Origin of the sequence: Chlorogloea sp. CCALA 695, from assembly GCF_003003885.1 — a bacterium.
Taxonomy (GTDB): domain Bacteria; phylum Cyanobacteriota; class Cyanobacteriia; order Cyanobacteriales; family Chroococcidiopsidaceae; genus Aliterella.
Window position 1 is genome coordinate 44844 of record NZ_PVWN01000022.1, and the last position, 25397, is coordinate 70240.

Genomic DNA, 25397 nt, shown 5'->3' on the forward strand with positions numbered 1-25397 from the left:
ATCTTCACAAAGCATTAATTCGTAATAATAGTAATTAATGCTTCCATAACTTGTGTTTTAAGTTTTGACCAACCTATGAAGTTTTCCCAGCCCTATCAACCGCTTCTACTCCGCATTTTGCATGGGTTAACAGGTCTATTTTTAATTGCGGCAATTTTGACGGCTTTCTGGACTTACAACACTTTTGATGGACGTTGGGGGAAGCTTCCCCTTCCTTACTACCCTGAAATTGAAGGTTTGCATGGGACTTTTGGGCTATTTACATTGCTCATTTTTCCCCTGTTTGTTGTTTATGCCTTTCATCGGGGACAAAAACGATTACTCCAACCGGATTTTTTAGCCAAGCTGCATCAATTTGGTAAACCTGTTTGGTGGTACACCTTCAACCGATTTTCTAACACCTTGGTAATTTTGGCACTCACGTTTGCCCTTTTTAGCGGCAAGATGATGGACGAAAAGTGGTTGCCCAATGGAGAATTAGATCGCCCTTGGTACTACGCGCACCTAATATCCTGGGTAATTATAGTTGTTTGTATCGCCCTCCATCTGCTCCTAAATGCCAAAGTGGGAGGATTACCATTACTGCTATCGATGCTAAACTGGCGATTTCGTGCCAAAGATAGCCCTGCGTTGTGGTCTACTCATATTGCTAATTGGTGGTCTTGGCGACGGAGTACGCAATTAAGCTTAAAATCTATTTCTCTACTTACTGTTTTAGAAATAGTGGTGCTGATAAGTATTGTGGCTGCGTGGATAATTTCGCTATTGAAATTTTAAATTTTTACTGATTAGCAAAAGGAATAAGGATTAATCGCTAGGCTAGAGATGGGGAAAAAGGAGCATAGGGCATGACAACAGATGTTTTGGTTATTGGTGGTGGAGTAATTGGTTTAGCGACAGCGATTGAATTAAAATTGCGATCGCACTCTGTAACTATAGTTGCCCGTGATTTCCACTCCGCCGCAAGTCACGCCGCCGCCGGAATGTTAGCGCCCGAAGCCGAACAAATTTCCCCCGGCGCAATGTTAGAACTATGCTTGCTGTCGCGGCAGCTATATCCTGATTGGACGAGCAAAATTGAGCATCTTAGCGGTTTAAATACGGGCTATTGGAATTGTGGCATTTTAGCCCCAGTTTACGAAAAAACTAATCGAAACAATGCCCGATGGCTAGATAAAAGCGCAACTTCTAAGCATCAGCCTAATTTAAGTTCCGAAATAGTCGGTAGTTGGTGGTATCCCGACGATGGACAGGTAGATAATCGGGCTTTAACTAATGTACTGCGCGCCTGTGCGATCGCTCTAGGTGTAATTATTCAAGATAAAGTCACAGTAAAAAACTTTATCTATGAACAAAATCGCGTTACAGGGGTTTGCACCACAACTAACGATCTTATCCATGCCGAACATTATGTATTAGCAACGGGCGCTTGGTCACAGGAATTATTACCTATACCAGTACATCCTAAAAAAGGACAAATGCTGTCGGTACGTGCAACTGATAAAGAATTGTCCTTAAAGCAAGTTTTATTTGGCTCAGATATATACATAGTGCCGCGTACAGATGGGAGAATTATTATCGGTGCAACTAGCGAAGACGTGGGCTTTACTCCTCACAATACTCCCGCAGGTGTGCAATTACTTCTCCAACGAGCTATTCGCCTTTATCCGCCATTACAGCATTATCCTATTGAGGAATTTTGGTGGGGTTTTCGTCCCGCAACGCCAGATGAGTTGCCAATTTTAGGCGCTAGTCCTTACTTTAATCTCACTCTTGCCACTGGTCATTATCGTAATGGCATACTTTTAGCCCCCGCCACCGCTAATCTAATTGCTGATGTCATAACTAACAAAACTTCTCCTTTATTAGAACATTTCCACTACTCGCGGTTTTACAGTTAGAGATATTTCCTTTCCCCTTTTTTGAAAATGCAGACACTTAATCACTCCATAGAACAATTTTTAGATCGCCCCTTAACTATTGCGGGTAAAACCTTTCAATCGCGCTTGATGACAGGTACGGGTAAGTACCGCAGTATAGAAGAAATGCAGCAAAGTATTATTCAAAGTGGCTGTCAAATTGTTACCGTTGCCGTGCGGAGAGTGCAAACCAACGCCCCAGGACATGAAGGCTTGGCAGAAGCGCTAGATTGGACAAAAATTTGGATGTTGCCTAATACAGCAGGCTGCCAGACGGCGGAGGAAGCGATCCGCGTGGCACGGCTAGGGCGAGAAATGGCGAAGTTATTAGGACAAGAAGATAATAACTTTGTTAAATTAGAAGTTATCCCCGATCCTAAATACTTACTTCCCGATCCGATTGGGACTTTGGAAGCTGCCGAAAAGCTTGTTAAAGAAGGCTTTGCCGTTCTACCTTATATTAATGCCGATCCAATGTTGGCTAAACGGTTAGAAAATGTGGGTTGTGCAACAGTTATGCCTTTAGCTTCCCCTATTGGTTCGGGGCAAGGGATGAAAAATGCAGCAAATATTGCCATAATTATTGAAAACTCTGGCATTCCTGTAGTAGTAGATGCTGGCATTGGTACGCCTAGCGAAGCAGCGCAGGCAATGGAAATGGGCGCAGATGCTTTACTTATTAATAGCGCGATCGCACTGGCTCAAAATGCCCCAATTATGGCTCAGGCAATGAACCTCGCAACAAAGGCGGGGCGCATGGCTTACCTAGCTGGACGTATCCCCATTAAAGATTATGCGATTGCAAGTTCCCCCTCAATCGGCACAATTACTAGCTAATAATTAACTCTCCAGTCTTTTCTAAGGCTGGAGGGTATGTAAAGATTTATTTCTAAATTTTGTGAGTTTATTTACAACTTTATGTTACGATTGGCAAATTAACTAGCAAAACGGTAGAAAATATGCCATACACAACAGAAGAAGGCGGTCGTCTAAATAACTTCGCTAAAGAGCCAGTAGTTTACCAAGCCGAAGATCCTACAGGTACAGAAAAGCGCAATTATGTCTTTTTGGGAATAGTTGCCGCAGCTTTAGTTGGTGGTTTAGTATTTGTAGCTGTGTCTGTATCCTCCGTAAGCTAAACTTCACAATCAGGGGCGATCGCACTAAATAGTGATGAGTAGTCAGCATCCGCAAACCCGCTAGTTATCGCTATTTCCAATATTTTTTTCACCCCTTCAATACTGCTAATATTCATCCCTTCCCCTTGAGCTTCATTGATAAATAACTCCGTATCTTTCAATAAGTGCTTAGTAGGGAAATTGGGATTAGAATAATTGCGATCGCGCATTCGCTGCAATTTTTTGTCAAAAGTGGGCGCATATAAGGCACTTTGACGGAGAATTTGCATAAAGATGTCTACATCGGCCCCCTGACGCTCGACAAATCCTAAACTGAGAGCAAAAGCTGTACTAAGAGAAGCAATTAATTGATTTAAGGCTAGTTTAATTGCTGATGCTGCGCCTACTTCTCCAATTAGCAAAGGTTTAGCCCCAAAGTTTTGTAACAAAGCCTGCCAACGTTCAAATTGCGCCTCTGTACTGCCTACCATAACTATTAGTTTGCCCGATTGGGCTTCGGGAATGCTACCTAAAACTGGTGCTTCTAAGTATTCACCCCCGGCGGCAATAATATCCTTAGCGATCGCTATACTTTCAGTGGGTGCGATCGTACTCATTTGAATTACAGTCTTTTCGGCTAAATGTTGCTTAATATCCTCCGATAACAACAGGCTACGGATAGCGGAGGCATTAGTAAGCATGAGAATAATACAATCGCTACCGATAATTGCCTCTAGGGGCTGCTGGGCAATCCTTACCCCCGCCTTCTGGAGCGGTTCTAGCTTCTCAAGAGTGCGATTGTAAGCTATTAAGTCAATTTCAGCCTCTACAAGCTTTTGAGCCATTGGTAGCCCCATTAGCCCTGTTCCAATAAAACCTACTTGCATAAATCACACAGTTTCTAAAAATTCTTGCATATATTGATTGACTAACTGCGGTTGCTCTTGCTGTACTAAATGCCCAACGTTGGCAATATACTTGATTTGCAAGTTTCTAACGTAAGCTTGGGTACTGTAAGTCAACTCCTTACCAAGAGCTACATCGCTTTCACCCCAAATCATTAATGTCGGCACTTCCAAAATACTCCAATCTGTACTCAGCATCCTTTGACGCGGAATATTGCGATAATAATTCAACATCGCTGTTAGAGCGCCGCGTTTTGATACGGCATCTTTGTAAGCTTCAATATCCGTTTTAGTCAGAGCATTTTTATTAACTAATTCCGCAGTAAATGCTGTTTCGATTAATTGATAATCCGAAGCTTGAATTAATGCTTCAGGAATCTCCGGTAGCTGAAAAAAGAACATATACCAACTGCGAAGCAATTGCTGGGGAGTGCGTAAACCTTCCGCCATTCTAGCGGGATGGGGCATATTTAAGACAATTAGCTTTTCTACCATCTGGGGGCGAGAGTAAGCAAAATGCCAGGCGATCGCACCTCCCCAATCATGCCCTACTAATACGCACTTGTCGTAACCCAAACCTGTAATTACACCTTCAATATCTTTAATAAATTCATCCATCACGTAAGCTGATTGCGCTTTTGGCTTATCGCTGTCGTTGTAACCGCGTAAATCTAGCGCTACAACTTGGTAATCTGTCGCAAATGCTGGGATTTGATGCCGCCAGGAGTACCAAAATTCCGGAAATCCATGCAGCATTAACATCAATGCCCCATTTCCCTGGGTTACGTAGTGTAGTTTTACGCCGTTTGTTGTAATGTATTCGTGCTGCCAAGAATCTGTAATTGCCGTCATAATTAATACTCCTTAAAATTGGCTACTAATTTAGTATCGCTTGAGTTTATTAAATTAAAATTACCAAACTTGGTTATAATTTATACAGTTAAGCAGATGTATTTATTAATTATTTTTTGGTAAGTATCGTTTGTATAAGTATATTTTTAATCATGGCACAACAATTAATGCAGGAACGTTCTTTATGGATAGAACGGTTAGCCCGATTTGGCTACGCGGCTAAGGGCATTGTTTACGGTATAGTTGGACTGTTAGCCGCTCAAGCAGCTTTTGGTTCTGGCGGACAAACTACCGATACTAAAGGCGCTTTAAGTGCGATTGTAACGCAACCATTTGGAAAATTTTTACTAAGTTTAGTTGCAATCGGGTTAATTGGCTACTCACTTTGGCGTTTTATTCAAGCAATTAAAGACCCTGAACATAAAGGGACAAAACCTAAAGGTTTAGCACAACGTATTGGTTATGCAGCTAATGGTTTTATTTATGGAAGTTTAGCCTTAAGTGCGATTAGAATTGTGATCGGTTCAGGGAGTGGTGGTAATAGTAACTCTACCCAAGATTGGACAGGAAAATTACTTTCTCAACCTTTCGGACAGTGGCTTGTAGGAACAATTGGCGCGGCGGTAATTGGCTTAGGTTTTTATCAATTTTATAAAGCTTACAAAGCCAAGTTTCGTAAAGAAATGGATTTGAGCCAGGTAAGTGATGTACAACAAAATTGGATAATTGCGATCGGTAGGTTTGGTTTAGCAGCGCGGGGTGTGGTATTTTGTATTATTGGATTCTTCTTAATTCAAGCTGCGCGTCAATACGACGTGCGCGAAGTACGTGGGTTAGGTGAAGCTTTACAGGTACTACAACAACAACCTTATGGCCCTTGGCTTCTGGGTATAGTGGCGCTAGGTTTAGTTGCTTATGGCATCTATATGATAATTCAAGGGCGCTATCGTCATTTGAATACACAAGAAATTTAGCTTAGTAATATTTTTAAATAAAGCCGTGCGATCGCATGGCTTTTTTGTGCGTAAATTAATAAAAACCTAGAATTAACGCATTTATTTTATTAATACTTGACCTTTTCCGACTATCGGACATAAGTAATTAGCTTAATTTGGGATTGAAATTAAAATAAAGTTTTTGGATAAAAATTTAAATTTTCCTATTTATCTGCGTAAGGATCGTTGCAAATGTCATTATTAACAGTAATCAATAGCACTGTTTTTATAAAATCTAATCAAGACTTAAGTAAATTAACTAATAAAGATAAGTTTAGGATCAACGCGGGAGAAAAACTTAATATCAAATATGCGTTTAAAGCAGGAGATAGCTGTCTTGTAAAGTTAGAACAAGAGCTTGGTACTGTGGGCAAATTAGGCTATTTTTCGCGAAAAGATATTGATGTTGAAATTGCTGAAGTTCGGGGTATCTGGCTCACAAATGTTGACAGTGATATATTGCATTCTCGCGCTCAGATTGAGGTGGGTTTGCAAAGGCTCAAAAGCTTAGGTTTTAACACTATTTATCCGGTAGTTTGGCAACGGGGTTTTACCCTTTATCCTAGCAAAGTTGCCCAAGATTTTATAGGGTTTTCTGTAATTAAAACTTCTAGTTTTTTTCAAGATAGAGATATGCTATCAGAAGTTATAGAAATAGCGAAACCTCTAAAGTTAAGGGTTATTCCTTGGTTTGAGTATGGTTTAATGACTCTCCCAAACTCTCCCTTAGCTCAAAACCATCTTGATTTATTAACTCTAGATATTAGACAAAATCCAATTAGATTAAAAAGCCACGATAGTAATAAGCGCGATATTCAAGTTTGGTTAAATCCCTGTCAACCGAAAGTAAAACAATTCATGGTTGACTTAATTGCTGAAATTGTCGAAAACTATGAAATTGATGGGATTCAATTAGACGATCATTTTGGATTTCCGGTAGAAATGGGCTACGATTTATTTACCCAAAATCTCTATAAAACTGAACAAAGTATTAAAGATGTTCCTGCTAATCATCAAGATCCAAAATGGGTAAGTTGGGCAACTATAAAAACTACTGAATTACTAGAAAAAATATTTCATGCTGTTAAAAGCAAGCGGTCAGATTGCTTAGTTTCTATTTCTCCTAACCCTCTAAACTTTGCTAAAAAATATTATTTAGCAGATTGGGAATCATGGGTGAAACAGGGTTTAGCAGAGGAAATCGTTTTGCAAGTATATCGAGATAATCTACCTCGTTTTTTGGGAGAAATAAGTAAGTTAGAAGTTATAAAATCTAAAAACCATATTCCGGTTAGCATTGGTATTTTAACTGGACTTAAAAATAAACCTGTTGCTCTTGATTGGATTAAACAACAAATCCATGAAACTCGCGCAGCTAAACTCGCTGGGGTGTCTTTTTTCTTCTATGAAAGTCTGTTTAATGAAATTGTCCTAAATCCCAGTAATATATTGCAGATAACGCCTAGAAATTTAGCACAGATTGAGAATTTATTTGGATAGCATCCTGGAAACAAGAGGAATTAGACGAATATATCTGTTAATATCTTTTCTTAGGTGCGATCACTTATCTCAACCTAAAAGTGAAACTTGCCACCAATTCTCAGTATTATTACCTAGTTTTTTCAGTTTTAATTTGCTGTCATCTATACAAAGACATATTCCTACTATCATTTAAGCGTAAAATTGCTAAGATATAAATCTGATTATTAAGTAATTAGTAACTCTTGTATATTATTGTGTTATTTTTTTGTTATTTTATAGCTGCATTGAGTATATTTTTAAAAGATAAAGAAATTATTAAGAAGAGGTTTCTATGACTCCAGCAATTTTACGTCGGCTGTGGTCGGTAGTCGAAGCTACCCAGGCTCATACTCTACTAAAACTCGATGATGCCAGCCTTGTACAGTGGTTAATTAAGCAAACTACTAATACAACATTTTTAGATGGTAGCCAAACCGATGTCCTGAGCGACTATATAGAGTCACGTCTAACTTTAATTCGAGATTTGGCTCAAGAACGTTAATTAGCACTAAATATTTAATTATAAAGGATTAGGTATTGGTGCTAAAGGCGGAAAACTTTGCAAGGAACGATTGTTAGTTGTTGCCAGCGCTTGAGCTACAAAAGTATAGCCGAGGTAAGCCGGAACAACTATAGCAATGGAGAGCGCGATCGCACTTAGCCACTTGCCAGGTTGCCAAGCAGAACTGTAAGCGCAACGATAGGGATCGCGGTTAAGAAATTCAGGTTTAATAATTTCTCGTAAAGCGATAGGTCGCTTGAAACGCACGCGGCGATCATCTAGTTTTTCCAACAAAATCCAGCCAGCTTCCATTTCTTCGTCACATAAAAGCTGGAAAACTCCTGGATCTTTGAACAAATTACGTTTAGCACGGACAATTTTAAACTCCCATCCTACCAAACGCGGATCTTTAAGTTCTTCTTCTTTGCCAAAGCCATTACTATGATGCTCGGATGTACCGTTAGATTCGTAGGCTTCGTAAGGCGTTAACATTTCTTCTTCCTCCACATTTTGTTTTAGGTTCATAGGATTAGTTGCCCGAATTTTCTGATCATAATTACGACACTACTGAATACTGCACTACTGATAAACAGGCTACAAAAAGAATTTCTCAGGGAAACGAACTTATTACTGGGGTATTTGCTTAAGGGGAAAATACCCTTCAATTAACCAATCTGCTCCTACACTCCGCGCCTTGTAGCGCTCTAGGGTAAGAGCCTGAGTCATGTTGGTTAAATTCAATTCACCCACTGGGGAAAAAGCCTGACTACCACCAATAATTTTTGGGGCAATAAAAGCAAGCACTTTTTGAACTGCACCACAGGAAATCGCGCTGGCGGCTAAAGTACCTCCACATTCCCACAATACGGACATAATACCCAAAGAATATAAATACTTCATTGCCTCAGTTGGTGTCAAAGGGTCTAATTCCACAACCATTACTCCCTTGGCTAACAGCATTTGTTGAAAATCTCTATTCACTCCTACGGCGGTTAATACTAAAGTGGGTGCGGAGGCTATTTCTTGCCATAGGTGAGCTTCGGCGGGTAAATCTAAGGTACGGCTCATTACTACGCGCAAGGGGTTCTTAGCCTCCCCAAGCCTACTCGTCAACTTGGGATTGTCTAACCTTAAAGTGTTACCCCCAATAATGATCGCATCGCAAGCCCCCCGCAACTTATGCACCTCACTCCGGGCGGCTTCCCCAGTAATCCAAGCACTATGACCGTTACTGGTGGCAATTTTGCCATCGAGAGTCATAGCATACTTTAAAATGCCAAAAGGCTGATGGTACACAATCCGATGAATAAAAGCCTCGTTTAACAAACGGCAATCAGCTTCCTCTACTCCTACTACTACCTCTATTCCCGCAGAGCGCAATCGGGCAATACCTCCACCAGAAACGCGCGGATCGGGGTCAACCATCCCGACTACGACTTTGGCTACCTTAGAATCGACTACAGCCTCGCTACAAGGAGGAGTTCGCCCGTAATGATTGCAAGGCTCTAGATTTACGTAAAGTGTTGCACCCGTTGCTCGGCTTCCGGCAGCTTTGAGCGCAAAAACTTCAGCATGGGGTTGACCTGCGCCGGGGTGGAAACCTTCGCCGATAATTTCGCCATTAAGAACTACTACCGAGCCTACGAGCGGATTAGGGGCTGTGCGTCCTAGGGCGTTACGAGCTAGAGACAAACACCGTTGCATCATCTCTTTGTCAAAGGCAGTAACTACTGCCCTTTGCAGCGAATTGTTTGAGGCATCTGAGGGAAAGTTCACGTAAATAGATTATTTTTAATGCTGGGCAATATTATAAGGGCGATCGCCAATAGGTAACTAATTAGTATTTACTGATTGATGCTGCCACCAGCGATTAAGAGGATAATAAACCACTGGGCCCCAAAGACTGCTAACGATCGCACTAGCTAAAGCCCTTTGCTGGTGATAAGTCCATTGGTGGGCTAAAGTCAGCACAAATTTATCTAGGGATAGGTTAGGTTCAAGAAAAGCAAATTGCCAGCCCATAATCATTTCTGCAAGTATAGTCATACCAAAGATAATTAAAGCAATAGAAATAAAATCTTCTTGCAAGTAGCGTGTTTTGTGCAAACGCGCCGTCAAAATACCCACCACTGCCAAACTCAAAGCATGAGTAGGAACGGGGTTTGTCATCCCATCAAGCAGCCAGCCTAAAGTTACCCCCGCAAGCAAGCCAGCTACCATTGAGCGTTTGACACTCCAACACACAACCCAAATTAATAGCCAATTGGGAGCAATGCCCAATAACTCTAGTCCTGGTAAACGTACAGTCAAAAGCAATAAACACAATCCTAGAGAACCAATTACAACTGTCCAATTTAATAAATGGATTTTAACCAAGCTTTGACGCACAAACTTTCTCCTCAAAGCTGATTATTTATTTTCCTGAGTGCCAACATTGGCATATACAAACACCCACTCTAAATAATTTAGCGGTGAAGTGAGAGCAAGTTCAGCTTCTGGGGCAGGACTTTTAGTTAAATCGATTTTTTCTACTCTCCCCACAGGTATACCCGCCGGAAATATCTGACTATAAGGCGAAGTTGCTACAAAGTCACCCAAGCGGACATCGGGGACTTTATCAAAAAATTGCATCACCGCCCGTGTGGAAGATTGCCCTCTAAGCAACCCAGTATAACGACTACGGCTAACAGTTACTCCCACTTGGCTTGTAACGTCGCTAACTAATAAAACGCGGCTGGTGTGGGGAGTAACGCTAATAACTTTACCTACCAACCCGCCGGGAGCAGTGACTACATAGTCTATTTTGATGCCCTCCTTGCTACCGCGCCCCAGAGTTACTTGTTGCCACCACAGGTCAGCATTGCGTCCAATTACTGGAGCGACAATCATGATTCTATTTTTTTGCGCGGCTCGGTAATCTAGTAATTCTTTTAGCTGCTGATTTTGACTTTCTAATTCTACTAAGCGCCCAATTAATTCGATTGTTTGAGCATCCTTTAACCGCTCGACTTGAGTAGGATTTTGAAAGGGGCGAGTAACTATACCTGTTAGTTCGCTAATTGCACTTCCTTGAGTTTGCCGAATTATCCACGCACAAACAAGCGCCAAACAAGTACCGATTAATTGCCACCGATGTTTATCCCACCACCGCCACATTGCATACATCGCTATTGACTTCGAGAACGTCCGCTAAATACTCGTTCCATTTGATTGAAGTTTTCTAATACTTTGCCTGTACCCAAAACTACACAGTTTAAAGGTTCGTCTGCTATATGGGTAATAATGCCCGTCTCATGACTAATTAAGGTATTGATACCCCGCAGTAAAGCTCCACCTCCTGCCAGCATAATACCGCGATCGACAATATCGGCGGCAAGTTCTGGTGGTGTTCGCTCTAAAGTGCGCTTCACTGCTTCAATAATTACAAGTAGTGGCTCTGACATACTTTCCCTGATTTCTGGCCCTTTAACTGTTACCGTTCGTGGCAATCCTGAAAGTAAGTGCAATCCTCGCACTTCCATCACTGCCTCATCATCACCGCGAGTAGGGTAAGCGGAACCAATGCGAATTTTGACTTCTTCGGCGGTGCGTTCGCCAATAATCATATTGTGAATTTTTTTCATGTAATGAATGATTGCTTCATTTAGCTCGTCTCCAGCCACCCGCACCGATTCGCTTTCTACAGTGCCGTTATAACTTAGCACGGCAATTTCTGTTGTTCCGCCACCAATATCGATAATCATGTTACCTATGGGTTCAGTTACGGGCAATCCCGCCCCAATTGCCGCCGCCAATGGCTCGTCAACTACATGAACTTCTCTGGCTCCTGCGCGCAATGCCGCATTCATGAGGGCTTGTTGTTCGACCCCCGTCACGCCGCTAGGAATGCCTACTACAATGCGCGGGTTTACCGTTCTACCACCACTGGCGCGTTGAATAAAGTGCTTGAGCATCAATTCGGCTGTGTCAAAGTCCGCAATCACGCCATCACGCAACGGGCGACTAACAATCACACTACCGGGAGTTCTACCCAACATTTTTTTGGCATCTTCTCCCACCGCCAGAACTTGTTTGTCTTTGGAATCGATAGCAATAACTGAAGGCTCTTGTAAGACAATGCCTTTACCCGATACAAAAACGAGGGTATTGGCTGTACCGAGATCGATACCCATATCCCTAGATAAAGAAGGCTGATTAAAAAAACCAAAAAGACCCACGTGCCACGCTACCCCAAAGTTTGATAAGTTCTATTTAAAATAAAAAATAGTAACCGTGCTGGATCGTATTACGTCTTGTGCGTTTAGTCTAGTAGAATTACGAGGTTTTTGATTGCTAGGAATTGGATTTGCAATTTTTGGAGATTAGAGGCACGATTATGGAGTACACCTGTACTGTAAATAAATTAATATGAGTGTTAATGTTGTGCATCTGGTTGGGCGCGTGGGTAGAGATCCAGAGGTTAAATATTTAGATAGTGCCAAAGTAGTATGTAAGTTGACGTTGGCTGTTAATCGCCTATCGCGCAATAGTGACGAACCAGACTGGTTTAACTTAGAAATGTGGGGTAAAACTGCCGAAGTAGCAGCCAACTACGTCCGCAAAGGTAAGCAAATTGCTGTAGAGGGTTCCTTAAAGTTTGACAGTTGGAGCGATCGCGCGACTGGAGCAAATCGTTCTTCCCCAGTTATTTTAGTAGAAAGACTAGAGTTACTAGGTTCTAAGAAAGAAGACGAGGCTAATAGTTTTGGCGGCGGTAGCGGAATGTAATAAAAAGGCAGAAAATCAATATTTTCTGCCTTTTGCTCTTAATAACTAATTTGCAAAGTAACACCAGCTTCTACCTTCTGTTCGCCGCCGATAACGGGGGTAGTAGCTTTAGCATTAACGAGACGATTAGCCGCTTCGTATTGAACTAGAGGTTGGGGTTGAGGCGGAGCGGCATTATTAATTTGAATACTGACAATTTCTTTAGCCGTGAAATTCAACGCGCCTAAAACCGAATTAGCTTGTTGTTGGGCGTTTTGAGTTGCTTTTTTCAAAGCTTGCTGTTCGGCTGCTAATATTGCGCTATCGGTGGCTATAAACCTAATACCTTCAATTCTTGTAGCTCCAACTCGGACAGATTCATCTAACAAATTGCCAATACTCTCGGTAGCAATTTGAAAACTAACGGTATTGGTAGCTGTATAGCCTGTCAATGTTTGCGTATTGTTGTTGTAGCTGTACACAGGATTAAGACTAATGCCTGTAGTTTCCAGCTTTTGAACTTGTGACCGAGATTTGAGCAAAGCGACTACGGCGTTAGAACGTTTCGCGGCTTCCTGTTGAGCCGCCGTAGCCGTTTTTCCTTGGACTTCTACACCTAAACGTACTTCTGATAAGGTTGTAGGAATTGTCTCTATGCCACGACCGCTAACGGTTAAAGTCCGCATTAACATATTTTGTACCTGTCCTCGATCTTGAGCTACGGAGCTAGAGGTTGTAACACCTAGCAGACCAATAGCTAAAAGCAATAATACAAAACCCTGGCGTAAATTTTTGCTAAAGCCTAGTTTTTGTACAGAGGAGTCATTTATCAACTTAAGTTTCATGGATTGTTAGTTTGGCAAAATATTCTTAATCATCTCAACTATTGCCGCTAGTAAAGTGCGGCTCCTTACATCTAATAATGATGCTAAGGCTTCCTGGCAATCTTCTTGTACAGTAAAAAAGATGATTTTTACATAGCTAATGGAAATAGAAGCAATTACTGCCCTTGACTTGTCACTGTTAACGCTTGTTCCCCCCTGGAATAAGACGATTTTATTAACTGCTAATGCCGTACCCGAAAGTAGCACTCTTGTCCTAGCAGGAGTATTGCTAAGTTTGGTGGTGGTGTATCTAGCAAGCAAAATTGGCGGAGAACTAGCCCATCGCTTTGGCTTACCGCCAGTATTAGGAGAATTAGTCGGCGGCGTAGTAGTGGGCGTTTCGGCTTTGGATCTTTTGGTGTTCCCTGAAGGCGGTGGCGATAGTTCAAGTTCACTAATTATGACCTTGCTGCAAGCTACCGCAGGCTTAGAGCCAAGCGCCGTAGCTGCCACTTTTCAAGTACAAAGCGAAGTGATTTCAGTTTTGGCAGAACTTGGGGTAATTGTCCTGCTATTTGAAATTGGCTTGGAATCAAACTTAAAAGAACTATTAGCGGTGGGTTATCAAGCCTTAGTAGTAGCCGTGGTGGGCGTAGTTGTCCCCTTTGCGGCGGGAACTATCGGGCTAATGACTTTGTTCCATGTGGCAGCTATTCCAGCGATCTTTGCCGGAGCGGCTTTGACGGCTACAAGTATCGGAATTACTTCTAAAGTGCTATCGGAATTAGGCAAGCTGAGTTCTACTGAAGGTCAAATTATTTTGGGGGCGGCAGTAATTGACGATGTCCTTGGGATCATCGTTTTGGCGGTGGTGGCGAGTTTGGCAAAAACTGGGGAAATAGATGTTAGTAATGTTATTTATTTAATTATCAGCGCCACCGCGTTCTTGCTGGGGGCAGTTTTGCTAGGGAAAGTATTTAATAAGTCCTTTGTCAAAGTCGCATCATGGCTCAAAACTCGCGGTAGGTTAACTATACCTGCCTTTATCTTTGCTTTTTCCTTGGCTTATTTGGCGGCGGCAATTCACTTAGAAGCAATTTTAGGCGCTTTTGCGGCGGGTTTAGTCTTAGATGAAACCGATGAGCGTACAGAACTCGATGAGCAAGTACGTCCGATTGCTGACTTATTAGTACCAATTTTCTTTGTCAGCGTGGGTGCTAAGACCGATTTAAGTGTTCTTAATCCCTTTGAACCTAGTAATAGAGAAGGTTTGATTATTGCAAGTTTTTTAATTGCGATCGCTATAGTTGGTAAATTAGTTACAGGTTTGGTTGTCTTTGGGCAACCGCAAATCAATCGGTTAGCAATAGGTGTGGGGATGATTCCTCGAGGAGAAGTAGGGCTGGTATTTGCCGGGGTGGGTTCCGCTAGTGGCGCACTCTCTAAACCTTTGGAAGCTGCAATTATTGTTATGGTAATTTTAACTACTTTTCTAGCGCCGCCTTTGTTGCGAGTTGTTTTTCCTTCTGATCCCTTAAATGAGGCAATTTCTAGTTTAAAAGATGCTCCTAATCCTGCTACCGAATCAGTAGCGCCAAAGATCGAGTAGATTAGTAATGTTTTTCAGAAACAAGCCTAGGTTAGTTTGCGTCCGCTTAGAAAGATTAAGAACTTAAGGCGCGATCGCCTAAAAACTGGCATTTTTGTAGTTGCGGTGCGATCGCGCGTCAAGTTGTAAACTAACCTTCTCTATAACGTCTCTAGTTAAGCCCAATGCCGATATTTACTACAAATACTCAGCTATACTCAATCATCAGTATCTCACCCAATATTGCAACAAATGGTGATGTAAAAACATAGCCAATAGTCAAAATTTGAAACGGCGTAAATGGCTAGAAAGAATGACAATTAGGAGAAAACAACTGTGAGATTTCACTGGTTACTGCCCAGTATTTTAAGTATTTTTGTACTATCCTCGACCGCAGAGGCGGCAAAGCTGCGTTCTTGGCGTTTTGATACTAACCAAAATAGGTTACACATCAATACTGATGGCAGTGTTCAACCCAAAGCGAAGCTAATTTTTAACCCAACTCGCTTAGTAATCGATCTGCCAGGAACAACTTTACAACGTTCTACAGTCAAGAAAGAATACGGTGGAGCAATTCGCAGCGTGCGAGTTGGTCAGTTTAACGAGAATACAACTCGGATTGCTTTAGAACTAAGTCCGGGATACAAATTAGATCCAAACTTGATCAAAGTTCGCGGTGTGACTTCTAGCCAGTGGACAGTACAATTGCCCACACCGCAAAAAGTAACGGCGGCTCCCTTAACAAATCGCCCTTTATCTCCTGTGGTTAGATCGCGCAATTCAAGCCCCAGCAAAGTCTTTACAGTTGTTACTACGAGTGTGCAGCCTAATAAAAACTCCGGTAGTGGAAGAACGGCTGCTAATTCTGCTGCCATTGTTCAAGTTCACAATATCCAAGTAACCGCCGATGGTTTATTTGTCCGTACTCGTGGGGGTGGCACTCCGAGCGTTAAGGTTAATCGTAGTAGCGATCGCTCCCAAATTAATGTTGACCTAAGAGGAGCGGCTTTGTCGCCCCTAGCAGCCGCCAATACTAAAGTAAATCGGTTTGGGGTGGGCAATATTAAGCTCTCTCAAGTTCAATCTTCACCGCCTGTAGTTAGGATGGCGATGCAGGTAAATACTGGAAGCCCTGATTGGGAAGCGGCGGTTAGTCGGTATGGGGGAATAACGGTGCTGCCTGTAGGTGGTATTAGCGCAGTTAGGACTACCACCGTCGCCAGTACAACTACTTCTGTCCAGCCAGCACCAGGAATTGCAACTATTGAATCGGTAGAATTTAACGGCGATGGTAGCCAATTATTAATCAAAACCGATCAAAGTCTAACTTATACAAGCGGCTGGGATCGTTCTTCGGGATTATATCGAATTACTTTGGCTAATACCCAATTAGCGCGGCAGGTGAGAGGGCCTAACTTAAATACTAATAGTCCTTTGCTACGAGTCCGATTGCAACAACCATCGCCTCGAACAGTGTTAATTTCGGTGTTACCTGCGGCGGGAGTGCAGGTAGGAGAACTAAATCAACCGTCGCCAGAGTTATTAGCATTGTCGTTGCAACGATCTTCTGGGGCATTGTTTCCACCATCGCCCACAACCCCAAATGTAATTTCTATTCCCACTACTCCACCGCCGAATAATCCTACACCGTCAGTTAAACCGCGTACGGTTGGGCAAAAACGGACAGTGGTAGCTATTGACCCCGGACATGGGGGCAAAGATCCTGGTGCAATTGGGATTAGAGGATTACAAGAAAAAAATGTAATTTTGCCAATATCGAAAAAAGTAGCAGCACTTTTAGAGCAACAAGGCATCCAAGTAGTAATGACGCGGGATAGTGATTACTTTGTCGAGTTGGGGCCAAGGCCAGTAATTGCCGACCGGGCAAATGCGAAGGTGTTTGTCAGCATCCATGCAAACGCCATGCCTGCTAACCGCAGCGATGTCAATGGTTTAGAGACTTATTACTACGAAAGTGGTCAGCGTTTGGCGCGGACTATCCATAATAGTATTTTGGGCAGTATAAATGTACGCGATCGCGGTGTCCGCAAAGCAAGATTCTACGTTTTGCGTAAAAGTACCATGCCTTCGGTATTAGTGGAAGTTGGTTTTGTTACAGGGGCAGTCGATTCTCCCCGGTTGGGAACGACAGCTTATCAAAATCAGATGGCTGAAGCGATTGCTCGCGGCATCTTGCAATATCTACAACAAAATCCGTAATCTTTTAGCCTGTGTCTCAATTTTCTGTTTCTCTTAATACGACCGCCCTAAACCTCTCAAAATCTGCTTGTATCGGCATTTTTGATAGTGGCGTTGGCGGTCTAACGGTACTCCGTCAAGTGGCGCGTCAATTGCCTCTTGAATCAATTGTTTATTTTGGCGATACTGCGCGAGTTCCTTACGGTACTCGTTCAACGGCAGAAATTTTACAGTTTGTCCGAGAAATTATCAATTGGATGTTACAACAACAAGCAAAAATGGTAATTATGGCTTGTAACACCAGTTCTGCCTTAGTATTAAAAACTGTGCAAGGGGAGTTTCCTATTCCCATTGTTGGCACAATTTTACCTGGTTCTTTAGCCGCCGCAAAGCTCGGTCGGCGCATTGGAGTCATTGCTACTCCCGCAACCGTTGCTAGTAATGCCTACAAGCAAGCAATTAAAGCCATCGATCCTACACTTCAAGTTTGGCAAGTTGCTTGTCCTGAATTTGTGCCTTTAATCGAACAAAACCGCGTTCTCGATCCTTATACAGCCCAAGTAGCCCAGCAGTATTTAGCCCCATTATTAGCAGAACATATTGATACTCTAGTCTACGGTTGCACTCACTATCCCCATTTAGAGCCGATCCTGCGGTTGCTATTGCCACCTAGCGTCAAGTTGCTCGATCCTGCTATTCATGTTGTGGCAACGGCAACTCAACAACTCGATTTACTTGGCTTGACAAATACAGCTATTCCCCCGCTTCCTACTCGCTTTTGTGTTAGTGGTTGTCCCCAAAACTTTGCTCAATCTGCTCAATTATTATTGGGTTGTAAGCCAATAGTTGAAAAGATATCTTTGACCTAAATTAAAAAATGATAAATGGCTCAACTTGCGAAGAGTTTGGGCTAATTGGAGCAATTTAGCCAAGAATGAAGCTCATAATCCGGTTAAAGCAGACGATAACTTTGTCTCATGCAAAAATTAGCCTTAATCTAACTTCCCCGTTGCCGACGGTTAGCTTAAAATAAGTAAAGCATATGTAAATTTTCGTAAATAAACTCAGAGTCGGCTCATCTATGACTTCAGCAACTTCTCTCTTTTCTCCAGTGGAAGCAGACCTGTGTTTGCTATCAGAGAATTTAATTAAGTTAGTTGGTACTCATCATCCAATTTTCTTTGAAGCCGCGAAACACTTATTTGCTGCCGGAGGAAAGCGAGTGCGTCCGGCTATCGTATTACTGGTATCACGGGCAACAATGCTAGACGACGATATTACTGAGCGTCACCGCCGATTGGCTGAGATTACAGAGATGATTCACACGGCAAGCTTGGTACACGATGATGTAGTAGATGAAGCGGAGTTACGGCGCGGTGTACCGACAGTTAATAGCTTGTTTGGCAATGGTGTAGCTGTACTTGCGGGAGACTTTCTGTTTGCTCAATCTTCTTGGTATTTAGCTAATTTAGACAATTTAGAAGTAGTCAAACTGCTGTCGGAGGTGATTATGAATTTTGCCACCGGGGAAATTCAGCAAGGAATGTCGCAGTTTGACCCGGAAGTAACGATTGAAGCTTATTTACAAAAAAGCTACTACAAGACTGCGTCTTTAATTGCCAATAGTTCTAAGGCGGCGGGATTATTGAGCGATGTTTCTAAAGAAACCGCCGAGCATTTGTATGGTTATGGTCGTCATTGGGGGCTGGCATTTCAGATAGTTGATGATATTTTGGATTTTACAGGTTCTACCAGTATGTTAGGTAAACCTGCCCTTGCAGACATTAGTAGTGGCAATTTGACCGCTCCTGCTTTGTACGCTTTAGAGGAAAAGCCTTATTTGGAAGAATTAGTTGAGCGTCAGTTTTCTAAACCGGGAGACTTGGAAAGTGCGATCGCCTTAATTCAAGATAGTAATGGTATTGAGAGATCCCGCGCTTTAGCTGCTCATCACGCTCGTTTAGCAGTAGAGCATTTAGCCGATTTGCCGCCTTCGCAGTCAAAGCAAGCATTAATAAATATGGCTGATTATGTTTTGAGTCGTATGTATTAATTTAAGCAATATCAGGAGGGATTTGGTTATAGAGAGATTGGGGTTTTATTTGGACTTGAATTAATTTTCGGATATCTTGAGGATTAATTTCATAACCTGTAGTAGCTTCTGCGGGATTTTCTAAAAAGATAATGCTATCAATACTTTGCAGCGCTACTAACTGAAACAAAATATGAATGACGGGCATAGGCAAAGCAACTAATTGATCTTTGAAGTGGGCGCTACTGGTGGCAAAGCTATCTTGGAGAGTAGGAAAAGCATAGATTACCCGCTTTTCAATGTTTTCGTTGTTTCTAATAGTTGTTACTAACCAGTCTGAATCTAAACTTTGAAGAATATAGTATTGCTCGTGACGTAATTTTAAGGCTAATTGCTTCAGCCCTGGTGCGATCGCTTTAATTAAACCTGGCGTAACACCATCATTGGGCGCATCATCTATTAAGGATTGAATTTGTTGATCTAACATAACTTGGAGAAATACTGTCAATTATTGAATTTAGCGCAAGTGTGACAGTGCTAGTGGCAAATAATTAATTGTATGCCATCATCGAAGCGCATAGCTCAGTCCTAAAAGATGCGATTATTTATCGATCAGAAATTTCCACCCCTAGCCGTCGCCAAACAAATAGAGGTGGAAGACTCAATATTATTTCGGGTATTGGTTCAAGTATTAGTAATAGTAGGGATTGTTGCTGTTGATATTGCGGGGGGAACCCAAATTAGCCTATGGGCTATACCTTTAAGTACAATCGCTGCAACGTGGAGTTGGTATCGGCGGCGAAGTCGCAATATTACTCTCAAGTTTTGCATCGCCCTAGGAATGCTAGTAGCAATGGGGGTATTTTTTGGCAAGCTTTTAGGACAACTGAACGATACGCGGCTAGTTTTGGCAGAATTTTTGATTCAAATTCAAGTATTTCATAGCTTCGATGTTCCCCGCCGTAAAGACTTAGGTTACTCGATTGTGATTGGACTAATTTTATTGGGCGTAGCGGGTACAGTTAGTCAAACTTTAGCCTTTGCGCCGATTTTAGGATTGTTTTTAGCGATCGCTTTACCAACTTTAGTTTTAGATTACCGTTCGCGGTTAGGGATAAAACAGAAAGGAAAATTTAAGGCTATAGCACTGACTAATGTTAAAAGCAGTGGCAAGTTATTTTTAGTTATTCTCGGCTTAGGATTGCTGATTTTTGCCTTTTTACCCAGGTTTCCCGGCTACCAATTGCGATCGTTTCCGGTTAGTCAAACGATTGATTTTAAAGGGCAATTTAACGGTAGCAATATTGCCAACCCTGGTTATGTAAAGGAGGGTAAGGGAGGCGGGGGTACAGGTACAGGCGGGGCGCAACGGTCGGAAGGAAAAGCAGATTCTACCTTTTATTATGGTTTTAATAGTACGATTGACCAGAATTTGCGGGGAGAATTAGAACCTAAAATAGTTATGCGGGTACGAAGTCAAGCCGAAGGATTTTGGCGGGTACTGGCTTTCGACAAATACACAGGCAAAGGTTGGGAAATTTCTCGCAACGAGCAAGTTCAAAAGGTTTTACGATCTAGTTGGTCTTATCAATTATCTTTACCTCTACCTCTAATCGTTGGCAAGACTAAAGAAGTCGTGCAGACTTATACTGTAGTCTCGCAATTGCCGAATTTGATTCCAGCTTTAGCTCATCCCAAACAAGTTTACTTTCCAACTAGAGAAATTGCTATGGATTTAGAAGGGGGTTTGCGAAGTCCTGTAGGATTGGGGGAAGACATGAGTTATACAGTAATTTCTGAAGTCCCTTACCGCGATCGCGCCGCCTTACAGCAAACGGGTAATAAATATCCTAAAAATATTCAAGCTTATTACTTGCAAATTCCCCCAGAGATTAAAAATAAAGTACGCGATCGCACTGAGGAAATTTTAGCTAAATATAATCAAGAACGAGTAGCCAAATCAACTAAGCCCTTGACCTCTGCTTATGAAAAAACTCTCTATCTTGCTCAGTATCTTAAGCAGCGCTACACCATTCCTAACAATCCTTTAGGTTTGCCTTTATTAGCTAAAGATGAGGACTTGGTAGAAGCATTTTTATTTAAAAATCAAGGTGGCTACCCCGATCAGTTTTCAACAACTTTAACTATAATGCTGCGATCGATTGGCATTCCATCGCGGCTTGTTGCAGGCTTCAGTCCGGGTAAATTCAACCCATTTACAGGATTGTACGTGGTTCGTAATACCGATGCTTATGCGATGAGTGAGGTGTACTTTCCTCGTTACGGTTGGTTTGCCTTCGATCCAATTCCCAATCATCCTTTAATTCCTCCATCTATCGAAGAATCTCAGACTTTTAGTGTTTTACGCAAATTTTGGCAGTGGATCGCAGGATGGTTGCCTTCTCCAATTACAGGTTTACTGAATAATGTATTTTTATGGTTGGGAAATGCGAGCGCCTGGTTTTTTGCCTTATTTTCTCAAGGTTGGCTAGGTACATTAACCGGGTTAATTATTGCTACTGGATTGGGTTTTGTTAGTTGGCTAAGTTTTGGACAGTGGAGAAAGTGGCTTAACCATCGCAAGTTAGCCAAATTGCCACCAATGGAAAGACTTTATCGCCAAATGCTGGCTTGGACGGCTAATAAAGGCGACTTTAAGCACTCATCGCAGACACCTTTAGAATACGCTCAAAGCTCTTATCAGCGTCATGCTTCTACCACCGCGCAAGTAATTGAGGAGATTTGTCAAGCCTATGTAGGCTGGCGTTATGGTAGTCAATCGCCTAACTTGAGCTATTTATTGCAAAGATGGCAAACTGTTCGAGGTAAACGCAAGTGATTAATACAATAAATCCGTTGTAGATATCCCACTCTCAAAACTGGGAGTGGGACAAAAGTAAGTTTACTCAAGTGCCTTACTAATTTTAGTCAAGCGTTTGCCTAAGCGCTGTACAGCCCCTTTGATGCCCCTAGGAGCTTCTGCCGCCGCTTCTATTGTTTGTTCGCCTAGTTCCGCCAAAACTTCCGCCAAATCGGTTTTCTTGCCTTTGCTAGGCTTGAGAGATTGCTTAAGTTTCTTGAGGTTATCGGCAATTTTTTGAGAATGCTTGTCGTCGGATTTGTGCAAAACGCCGTACCATAAATCAATCGCGGCGGTGGCTGCGTCCATCTCAACCGATTCCAATTCGTCTAGCGACTCTGTTAAGGTATTGATGCTGTCAATGTGTTCTTGGTCTTCAGCTTTGCCTAAAGAGTTGCCGACTTTAGTTAGTTGTTTGCCAAGTTTTTGCAAAGTTGCTTTTACTTCCGTGTCGCTATCAGAGGCTACATCCATTGTGCGATCGCCTACATGAATTAGCGCTTCTCCAACTTCATGTCCTGATGCTTTACCACCTTTAAGTAATTGCTTTAATTCTTTAAGACTATCAGCAAGCTCTTTACTGTCTTTATCTTTAGACTTGTGTAAAAGGCTGTACCATTCGTCCACTGCCTCTAAACCCGCCGCCGCATCTATAGAGCTTAGATCGCCTTGCAAAAATTCAAGTAGTGAATCTAAGTTTGGAGTCTTTGTTGTCTGGCTATCTTTACTTTGAGACTTACTTTTAGATGTATCGCCGTTGGAAGCTTTTGTAGTTTTGTCTTCCTTCGATTCTGACTTTCCAGACATATTCCTTTCCAGTTAATATAATTTTTATATCAACCAGCTTAGAAAGCTGAACCCTTGAAGTCCTCATCCTTAAGTTAAATATCTCTAAAGGTTGAGCGAAAATAATTCTTTGATCCCAGAGCTACCAATTTCCACCGCTAAAGCCGCCAGCAAAAAACCTAGCAATTGAGTAATGATTACTGCGCCTTCTGCACCAATAAATTTATCAATACGACTTGCTTGGCGGACAATAAACCAAGTTACAATCATCGCCGCTACAATCCCAACAACCACACTTATTCGCGCTTCGGGAGATTGAGACATTAGCAGCATGACAGTAGTTAGCGTCCCTGGCCCAGCTAGTAACGGAAAAGCCAGGGGAGTAATGGCGACATCCCGCTCTTGCTCGACAATGGGAGTATCTATTTCTCCGTTGAGCATTTGCAAAGCAATTAACAGCAACAGTAAGCCTCCAGCCACTTCTAGCGATCCTATGCTGATATTCAAGTAATCTAAGATAGCTTGCCCAGCAAAAGCAAAAGCAAGTAATACCAATGTTGCTACTACACTAGCTTTATCGACTACTTTATTTCTTTGTTCTAGCTCCATACCTTTAGTAAGCACGAGAAATAGGGGTGCATTACCCAAGGCATCAGCAATCACAAATACAGCAATAAACGCTTTGAATAAAACGGTAAAATTCACTAGGCTGTGGGGAAAAAGGTCTGTAATAACCTTAGCGTGAATTTTATTTGAACTTTTAGTTTTTTACAGGTTTAAGCCAGCCGAATATTTGAGCAACGTTTAATTGCAAGTCTAAAAACTCTGGTACAGGTAATATATCTTGTCCTGTAAGCTCTACAGGCTGCTGTTTTGGCAGGAATACTATAACAATTTTTGCACTTGGATCGACAAACCACCCTAATTGAGTGCCATGTTTTAGGCAGTGCAGTATATTACCAATAACTTTAGTGGCGTTTTGGTCAGGTGAAAGAATTTCTATCGTCCAATCTGGATAGATTTTAAACACATTACCAATTTCTCCATCAGCATCAAAGGGTATTCGTTGCCAAGAAAATACGGTAACATCTGGGACAATAGAGCGATTGCCAAAAGTACAACGTAATTCGGGAAAAGCCAAGGCAATTTGTCGATCTTCTGCTACTTGATTTACAGCAGTGCAGAGTTTGAGTTGCAGCCTTGAATGTTTGCCTTGAGGCATAGGTTTTTGGTAGATGCGTCCGGCAATAAATTCGCTTGCTGGTTGAGTTTCAGGGAATCTGACAAACTCATCTAGAGTTAATAATCGATCTATTGCAGTAGTCATAGGCGATCGCTATTATTGTCCAAGAGACTTAAAGATTTTTGGATTCGTTTCAACTTTTGCTTGCGAATCTCCTCATCAAATCTAGCTATTACTTCCTCAAATTGCAATCCTAACTCCTCAAATTCAAGGCGTGCGCGGCGCAAGTTACTTACTAGACGTAAATCGACGGACGGATTTGGCTTTAATGGTTGTGTTATAGCAACTTCCACTCATTCTTGATTTCTTGAATACTTTACTTCAGTTATTAATTATTTTGTAGGGAACTCCATAAAATGAATTACCTAGAACCTGCTTTAGTAACTCACAGTCTTTTTCACTTGGGTGGCTAACTAAAATAATGCCTTTTCCTACACAGTTTTTGCTTTCTTCTACATGAACATAAACAAATCCAGGATTAACTCTTTCGATTTGATCGACCTTGCTTTTATGAGCGTTCAAAATTTTGTCAGCTTCTGCAATAGTCGGCATTTGTGAACAAGGTTTATTGATAAACCCATAGCCGCCACAAGAACTTTACGCGCGGCTGATTTGGAGATATCCATACCTGGCTAGGCTAATTCCAACAATTAGAAAAACAATAGCGCTGATTACAATCAGGGCTTTTCTAAGCTGGTTCATGGTTTAAAAACTTTGTGATTCGTCTCTCAGAGGTAATTGGGGAGTTTTGCTATAAGTTTAACTACTATAAAAATTAATTATTCACTATTTGTAATGTAGAATCAGCCGATCGCCCAAATTCTTCTGGGGCATATTGTAAATGTACTTCTGCGCCAGGATAAAGGAATGTACCGGGAGTAACCGAGCGGACTAAATAATGCAGGCTATATACTCGTACTAGGTAAATTACCCTTAAGACTTTGCAAGCCTAAAACTGCTTCAACGCGATAAGTAGTCGCTTTAGTTAGAGTTGGGCGGGGTTTTAAGCTATAAATCCAATTGCGAGTAGAGGGAGCAAACTTGTCTTCTGGTTCTATATGTGCAGATTCATCCTCCGCGTCTAAGAGCGTGTTTGTAAAGTATTTTAGGTAAGAGGACAGGTTTGCTCCGTTTGATGCTAACCGCCTTAGCATCAAACGGAGCATGGCAGCGTAAATTATGCTTTCACTGGTCTGCTATCGTCGTTCCTAGTCCTGACTTAAGCGACGATAGCGACCTAACCAAGCAACCGTTCGTTCCACTACCCAACGATGGGGCAGCACTTTAAACCCCTGAACGTTGTCAGA

The 25397-nt window shown here is 42.0% G+C and carries 26 protein-coding genes and 2 pseudogenes; 12 read left to right on the top strand and 16 right to left on the bottom strand.

Going from position 1 to position 25397, the window contains the following annotated elements; translation table 11 throughout:
• The first annotated feature begins 75 nt into the window (after positions 1 to 75).
• From C7B70_RS13230 to psb34, 3 genes and pseudogenes are all read left to right on the top strand, one after another.
• A complete protein-coding gene (locus C7B70_RS13230) occupies positions 76 to 777 on the top strand; it encodes a cytochrome b/b6 domain-containing protein (RefSeq protein ID WP_106369506.1) in 702 nt (233 codons plus the stop codon).
• A 71-nt stretch (positions 778 to 848) separates the two neighbouring features.
• Positions 849 to 2756 (top strand): annotated as a pseudogene (thiO, locus tag C7B70_RS28620) (glycine oxidase ThiO).
• Between the two features lie 122 nt (positions 2757 to 2878).
• Positions 2879 to 3058, top strand: coding sequence for a photosystem II assembly protein Psb34 (psb34, locus tag C7B70_RS13245; protein WP_106369509.1), 180 nt, complete (start codon positions 2879 to 2881; stop codon positions 3056 to 3058).
• On the opposite strand, the gene C7B70_RS13250 is transcribed toward psb34, so the two are convergent.
• Both C7B70_RS13250 and C7B70_RS13255 read right to left on the bottom strand, forming a co-directional pair.
• A complete protein-coding gene (locus C7B70_RS13250) occupies positions 3055 to 3924 on the bottom strand; it encodes an NAD(P)-dependent oxidoreductase (RefSeq protein ID WP_106369510.1) in 870 nt (289 codons plus the stop codon). The two genes, psb34 and C7B70_RS13250, sit on opposite strands and share 4 nt — an antisense overlap.
• A gap of 3 nt (positions 3925 to 3927) precedes the next feature.
• Entirely contained in the window at positions 3928 to 4794 is an 867-nt protein-coding gene (locus tag C7B70_RS13255) for an alpha/beta fold hydrolase (protein ID WP_106369511.1), read from the bottom strand.
• A gap of 152 nt (positions 4795 to 4946) precedes the next feature.
• Between C7B70_RS13255 and C7B70_RS13260 the strand changes: the two genes are divergently transcribed.
• The 3 genes from C7B70_RS13260 (at position 4947) to C7B70_RS13270 (ending at position 7812) form a co-directional block, all read left to right on the top strand.
• Entirely contained in the window at positions 4947 to 5768 is an 822-nt protein-coding gene (locus tag C7B70_RS13260) for a DUF1206 domain-containing protein (protein ID WP_106369512.1), read from the top strand.
• A gap of 213 nt (positions 5769 to 5981) precedes the next feature.
• The gene (locus C7B70_RS13265) at positions 5982 to 7289 is read left to right on the top strand and encodes a glycoside hydrolase family 10 protein (RefSeq protein WP_106369513.1); all 1308 of its coding nucleotides are present in this window, start codon (positions 5982 to 5984) and stop codon (positions 7287 to 7289) included.
• A 313-nt stretch (positions 7290 to 7602) separates the two neighbouring features.
• Positions 7603 to 7812 carry a hypothetical protein gene (locus tag C7B70_RS13270; protein ID WP_106369514.1) on the top strand — a complete coding sequence of 70 codons (210 nt, stop codon included), beginning with the start codon at positions 7603 to 7605 and terminating at the stop codon, positions 7810 to 7812.
• A gap of 18 nt (positions 7813 to 7830) precedes the next feature.
• Here C7B70_RS13270 and C7B70_RS13275 read toward each other — a convergent pair whose 3' ends face one another.
• The 5 genes from C7B70_RS13275 to C7B70_RS13295 all read right to left on the bottom strand — a co-directional run bounded on the left by C7B70_RS13275 (position 7831) and on the right by C7B70_RS13295 (position 11984).
• A complete protein-coding gene (locus C7B70_RS13275) occupies positions 7831 to 8337 on the bottom strand; it encodes a hypothetical protein (RefSeq protein WP_106369515.1) in 507 nt (168 codons plus the stop codon).
• A 102-nt stretch (positions 8338 to 8439) separates the two neighbouring features.
• Positions 8440 to 9519, bottom strand: a complete 1080-nt coding sequence (gene ribD / locus C7B70_RS13280) for a bifunctional diaminohydroxyphosphoribosylaminopyrimidine deaminase/5-amino-6-(5-phosphoribosylamino)uracil reductase RibD (protein ID WP_106369531.1) — start codon at positions 9517 to 9519, stop codon at positions 8440 to 8442.
• 126 nt (positions 9520 to 9645) lie between these two features.
• Entirely contained in the window at positions 9646 to 10200 is a 555-nt protein-coding gene (gene mreD / locus C7B70_RS13285) for a rod shape-determining protein MreD (protein WP_199192245.1), read from the bottom strand.
• 21 nt (positions 10201 to 10221) lie between these two features.
• The gene (gene mreC / locus C7B70_RS13290; RefSeq protein ID WP_199192246.1) at positions 10222 to 10977 is read right to left on the bottom strand and encodes a rod shape-determining protein MreC; all 756 of its coding nucleotides are present in this window, start codon (positions 10975 to 10977) and stop codon (positions 10222 to 10224) included.
• A gap of 2 nt (positions 10978 to 10979) precedes the next feature.
• Positions 10980 to 11984, bottom strand: coding sequence for a rod shape-determining protein (locus C7B70_RS13295; RefSeq protein WP_106369533.1), 1005 nt, complete (start codon positions 11982 to 11984; stop codon positions 10980 to 10982).
• A gap of 235 nt (positions 11985 to 12219) precedes the next feature.
• On the opposite strand from C7B70_RS13295, the gene C7B70_RS13300 reads away from it, so the two are divergent.
• Complete coding sequence (locus C7B70_RS13300) at positions 12220 to 12579, top strand: single-stranded DNA-binding protein (RefSeq protein ID WP_106369517.1); 360 nt, start codon at positions 12220 to 12222, stop codon at positions 12577 to 12579.
• Between the two features lie 38 nt (positions 12580 to 12617).
• Here C7B70_RS13300 and C7B70_RS13305 read toward each other — a convergent pair whose 3' ends face one another.
• Positions 12618 to 13403, bottom strand: coding sequence for an SIMPL domain-containing protein (locus tag C7B70_RS13305; RefSeq protein ID WP_106369518.1), 786 nt, complete (start codon positions 13401 to 13403; stop codon positions 12618 to 12620).
• A gap of 139 nt (positions 13404 to 13542) precedes the next feature.
• On the opposite strand from C7B70_RS13305, the gene C7B70_RS13310 reads away from it, so the two are divergent.
• The 4 genes from C7B70_RS13310 to sds all read left to right on the top strand — a co-directional run bounded on the left by C7B70_RS13310 (position 13543) and on the right by sds (position 19222).
• Positions 13543 to 14991, top strand: a complete 1449-nt coding sequence (locus C7B70_RS13310) for a cation:proton antiporter (RefSeq protein WP_106369519.1) — start codon at positions 13543 to 13545, stop codon at positions 14989 to 14991.
• 315 nt (positions 14992 to 15306) lie between these two features.
• Positions 15307 to 17190, top strand: coding sequence for an N-acetylmuramoyl-L-alanine amidase (locus C7B70_RS13315; protein ID WP_106369520.1), 1884 nt, complete (start codon positions 15307 to 15309; stop codon positions 17188 to 17190).
• A 71-nt stretch (positions 17191 to 17261) separates the two neighbouring features.
• Positions 17262 to 18038 carry a glutamate racemase gene (gene murI, locus C7B70_RS13320; protein WP_369831868.1) on the top strand — a complete coding sequence of 259 codons (777 nt, stop codon included), beginning with the start codon at positions 17262 to 17264 and terminating at the stop codon, positions 18036 to 18038.
• 212 nt (positions 18039 to 18250) lie between these two features.
• A complete protein-coding gene (gene sds, locus C7B70_RS13325; RefSeq protein ID WP_106369522.1) occupies positions 18251 to 19222 on the top strand; it encodes a solanesyl diphosphate synthase in 972 nt (323 codons plus the stop codon).
• A 1-nt stretch (position 19223) separates the two neighbouring features.
• On the opposite strand, the gene C7B70_RS13330 is transcribed toward sds, so the two are convergent.
• A complete protein-coding gene (locus C7B70_RS13330) occupies positions 19224 to 19688 on the bottom strand; it encodes a hypothetical protein (RefSeq protein WP_106369523.1) in 465 nt (154 codons plus the stop codon).
• Positions 19689 to 19796: 108 nt separating this feature from the next.
• On the opposite strand from C7B70_RS13330, the gene C7B70_RS13335 reads away from it, so the two are divergent.
• Complete coding sequence (locus tag C7B70_RS13335) at positions 19797 to 22040, top strand: DUF3488 and DUF4129 domain-containing transglutaminase family protein (protein ID WP_199192247.1); 2244 nt, start codon at positions 19797 to 19799, stop codon at positions 22038 to 22040.
• Positions 22041 to 22103: 63 nt separating this feature from the next.
• Here the strand turns inward: C7B70_RS13335 and C7B70_RS13340 are convergent, their stop codons facing one another.
• The 7 genes and pseudogenes from C7B70_RS13340 to C7B70_RS27760 form a co-directional block, all read right to left on the bottom strand.
• Complete coding sequence (locus tag C7B70_RS13340; protein WP_106369524.1) at positions 22104 to 22868, bottom strand: hypothetical protein; 765 nt, start codon at positions 22866 to 22868, stop codon at positions 22104 to 22106.
• 84 nt (positions 22869 to 22952) lie between these two features.
• On the bottom strand, positions 22953 to 23552 hold the full coding sequence (locus C7B70_RS13345; RefSeq protein WP_106369525.1) for a MarC family protein: 600 nt from the start codon (positions 23550 to 23552) through the stop codon (positions 22953 to 22955).
• A gap of 55 nt (positions 23553 to 23607) precedes the next feature.
• Entirely contained in the window at positions 23608 to 24174 is a 567-nt protein-coding gene (locus tag C7B70_RS13350) for a Uma2 family endonuclease (RefSeq protein WP_106369526.1), read from the bottom strand.
• On the bottom strand, positions 24171 to 24383 hold the full coding sequence (locus C7B70_RS13355) for a hypothetical protein (RefSeq protein WP_233220925.1): 213 nt from the start codon (positions 24381 to 24383) through the stop codon (positions 24171 to 24173). The genes C7B70_RS13350 and C7B70_RS13355 overlap by 4 nt, the downstream gene beginning before the upstream one ends.
• A gap of 28 nt (positions 24384 to 24411) precedes the next feature.
• Positions 24412 to 24642, bottom strand: coding sequence for a hypothetical protein (locus C7B70_RS13360; RefSeq protein WP_106369527.1), 231 nt, complete (start codon positions 24640 to 24642; stop codon positions 24412 to 24414).
• A 223-nt stretch (positions 24643 to 24865) separates the two neighbouring features.
• On the bottom strand, positions 24866 to 25018 hold the full coding sequence (locus C7B70_RS26350; RefSeq protein ID WP_199192252.1) for a hypothetical protein: 153 nt from the start codon (positions 25016 to 25018) through the stop codon (positions 24866 to 24868).
• Positions 25019 to 25226: 208 nt separating this feature from the next.
• Positions 25227 to 25397 (bottom strand): annotated as a pseudogene (locus C7B70_RS27760) (transposase); the annotation flags it as partial.

What these genes read in the sequence shown, in the direction of transcription:
- C7B70_RS13230 (WP_106369506.1), top strand. Translation starts at nt 76, where the DNA reads ATGAAGTTTTCCCAGCCCTATCAACCGCTTCTACTCCGCATTTTGCAT.
- psb34 (WP_106369509.1), top strand. Translation starts at nt 2,879, where the DNA reads ATGCCATACACAACAGAAGAAGGCGGTCGTCTAAATAACTTCGCTAAA.
- C7B70_RS13250 (WP_106369510.1), bottom strand. Translation starts at nt 3,924, where the DNA reads ATGCAAGTAGGTTTTATTGGAACAGGGCTAATGGGGCTACCAATGGCT.
- C7B70_RS13255 (WP_106369511.1), bottom strand. Translation starts at nt 4,794, where the DNA reads ATGACGGCAATTACAGATTCTTGGCAGCACGAATACATTACAACAAAC.
- C7B70_RS13260 (WP_106369512.1), top strand. Translation starts at nt 4,947, where the DNA reads ATGGCACAACAATTAATGCAGGAACGTTCTTTATGGATAGAACGGTTA.
- C7B70_RS13265 (WP_106369513.1), top strand. Translation starts at nt 5,982, where the DNA reads ATGTCATTATTAACAGTAATCAATAGCACTGTTTTTATAAAATCTAAT.
- C7B70_RS13270 (WP_106369514.1), top strand. Translation starts at nt 7,603, where the DNA reads ATGACTCCAGCAATTTTACGTCGGCTGTGGTCGGTAGTCGAAGCTACC.
- C7B70_RS13275 (WP_106369515.1), bottom strand. Translation starts at nt 8,337, where the DNA reads ATGAACCTAAAACAAAATGTGGAGGAAGAAGAAATGTTAACGCCTTAC.
- ribD (WP_106369531.1), bottom strand. Translation starts at nt 9,519, where the DNA reads ATGATGCAACGGTGTTTGTCTCTAGCTCGTAACGCCCTAGGACGCACA.
- mreC (WP_199192246.1), bottom strand. Translation starts at nt 10,977, where the DNA reads ATGTATGCAATGTGGCGGTGGTGGGATAAACATCGGTGGCAATTAATC.
- C7B70_RS13295 (WP_106369533.1), bottom strand. Translation starts at nt 11,984, where the DNA reads ATGGGTATCGATCTCGGTACAGCCAATACCCTCGTTTTTGTATCGGGT.
- C7B70_RS13300 (WP_106369517.1), top strand. Translation starts at nt 12,220, where the DNA reads ATGAGTGTTAATGTTGTGCATCTGGTTGGGCGCGTGGGTAGAGATCCA.
- C7B70_RS13305 (WP_106369518.1), bottom strand. Translation starts at nt 13,403, where the DNA reads ATGAAACTTAAGTTGATAAATGACTCCTCTGTACAAAAACTAGGCTTT.
- C7B70_RS13310 (WP_106369519.1), top strand. Translation starts at nt 13,543, where the DNA reads ATGGAAATAGAAGCAATTACTGCCCTTGACTTGTCACTGTTAACGCTT.
- sds (WP_106369522.1), top strand. Translation starts at nt 18,251, where the DNA reads ATGACTTCAGCAACTTCTCTCTTTTCTCCAGTGGAAGCAGACCTGTGT.
- C7B70_RS13330 (WP_106369523.1), bottom strand. Translation starts at nt 19,688, where the DNA reads ATGTTAGATCAACAAATTCAATCCTTAATAGATGATGCGCCCAATGAT.
- C7B70_RS13335 (WP_199192247.1), top strand. Translation starts at nt 19,797, where the DNA reads ATGCGATTATTTATCGATCAGAAATTTCCACCCCTAGCCGTCGCCAAA.
- C7B70_RS13340 (WP_106369524.1), bottom strand. Translation starts at nt 22,868, where the DNA reads ATGTCTGGAAAGTCAGAATCGAAGGAAGACAAAACTACAAAAGCTTCC.
- C7B70_RS13350 (WP_106369526.1), bottom strand. Translation starts at nt 24,174, where the DNA reads ATGACTACTGCAATAGATCGATTATTAACTCTAGATGAGTTTGTCAGA.
- C7B70_RS13360 (WP_106369527.1), bottom strand. Translation starts at nt 24,642, where the DNA reads ATGCCGACTATTGCAGAAGCTGACAAAATTTTGAACGCTCATAAAAGC.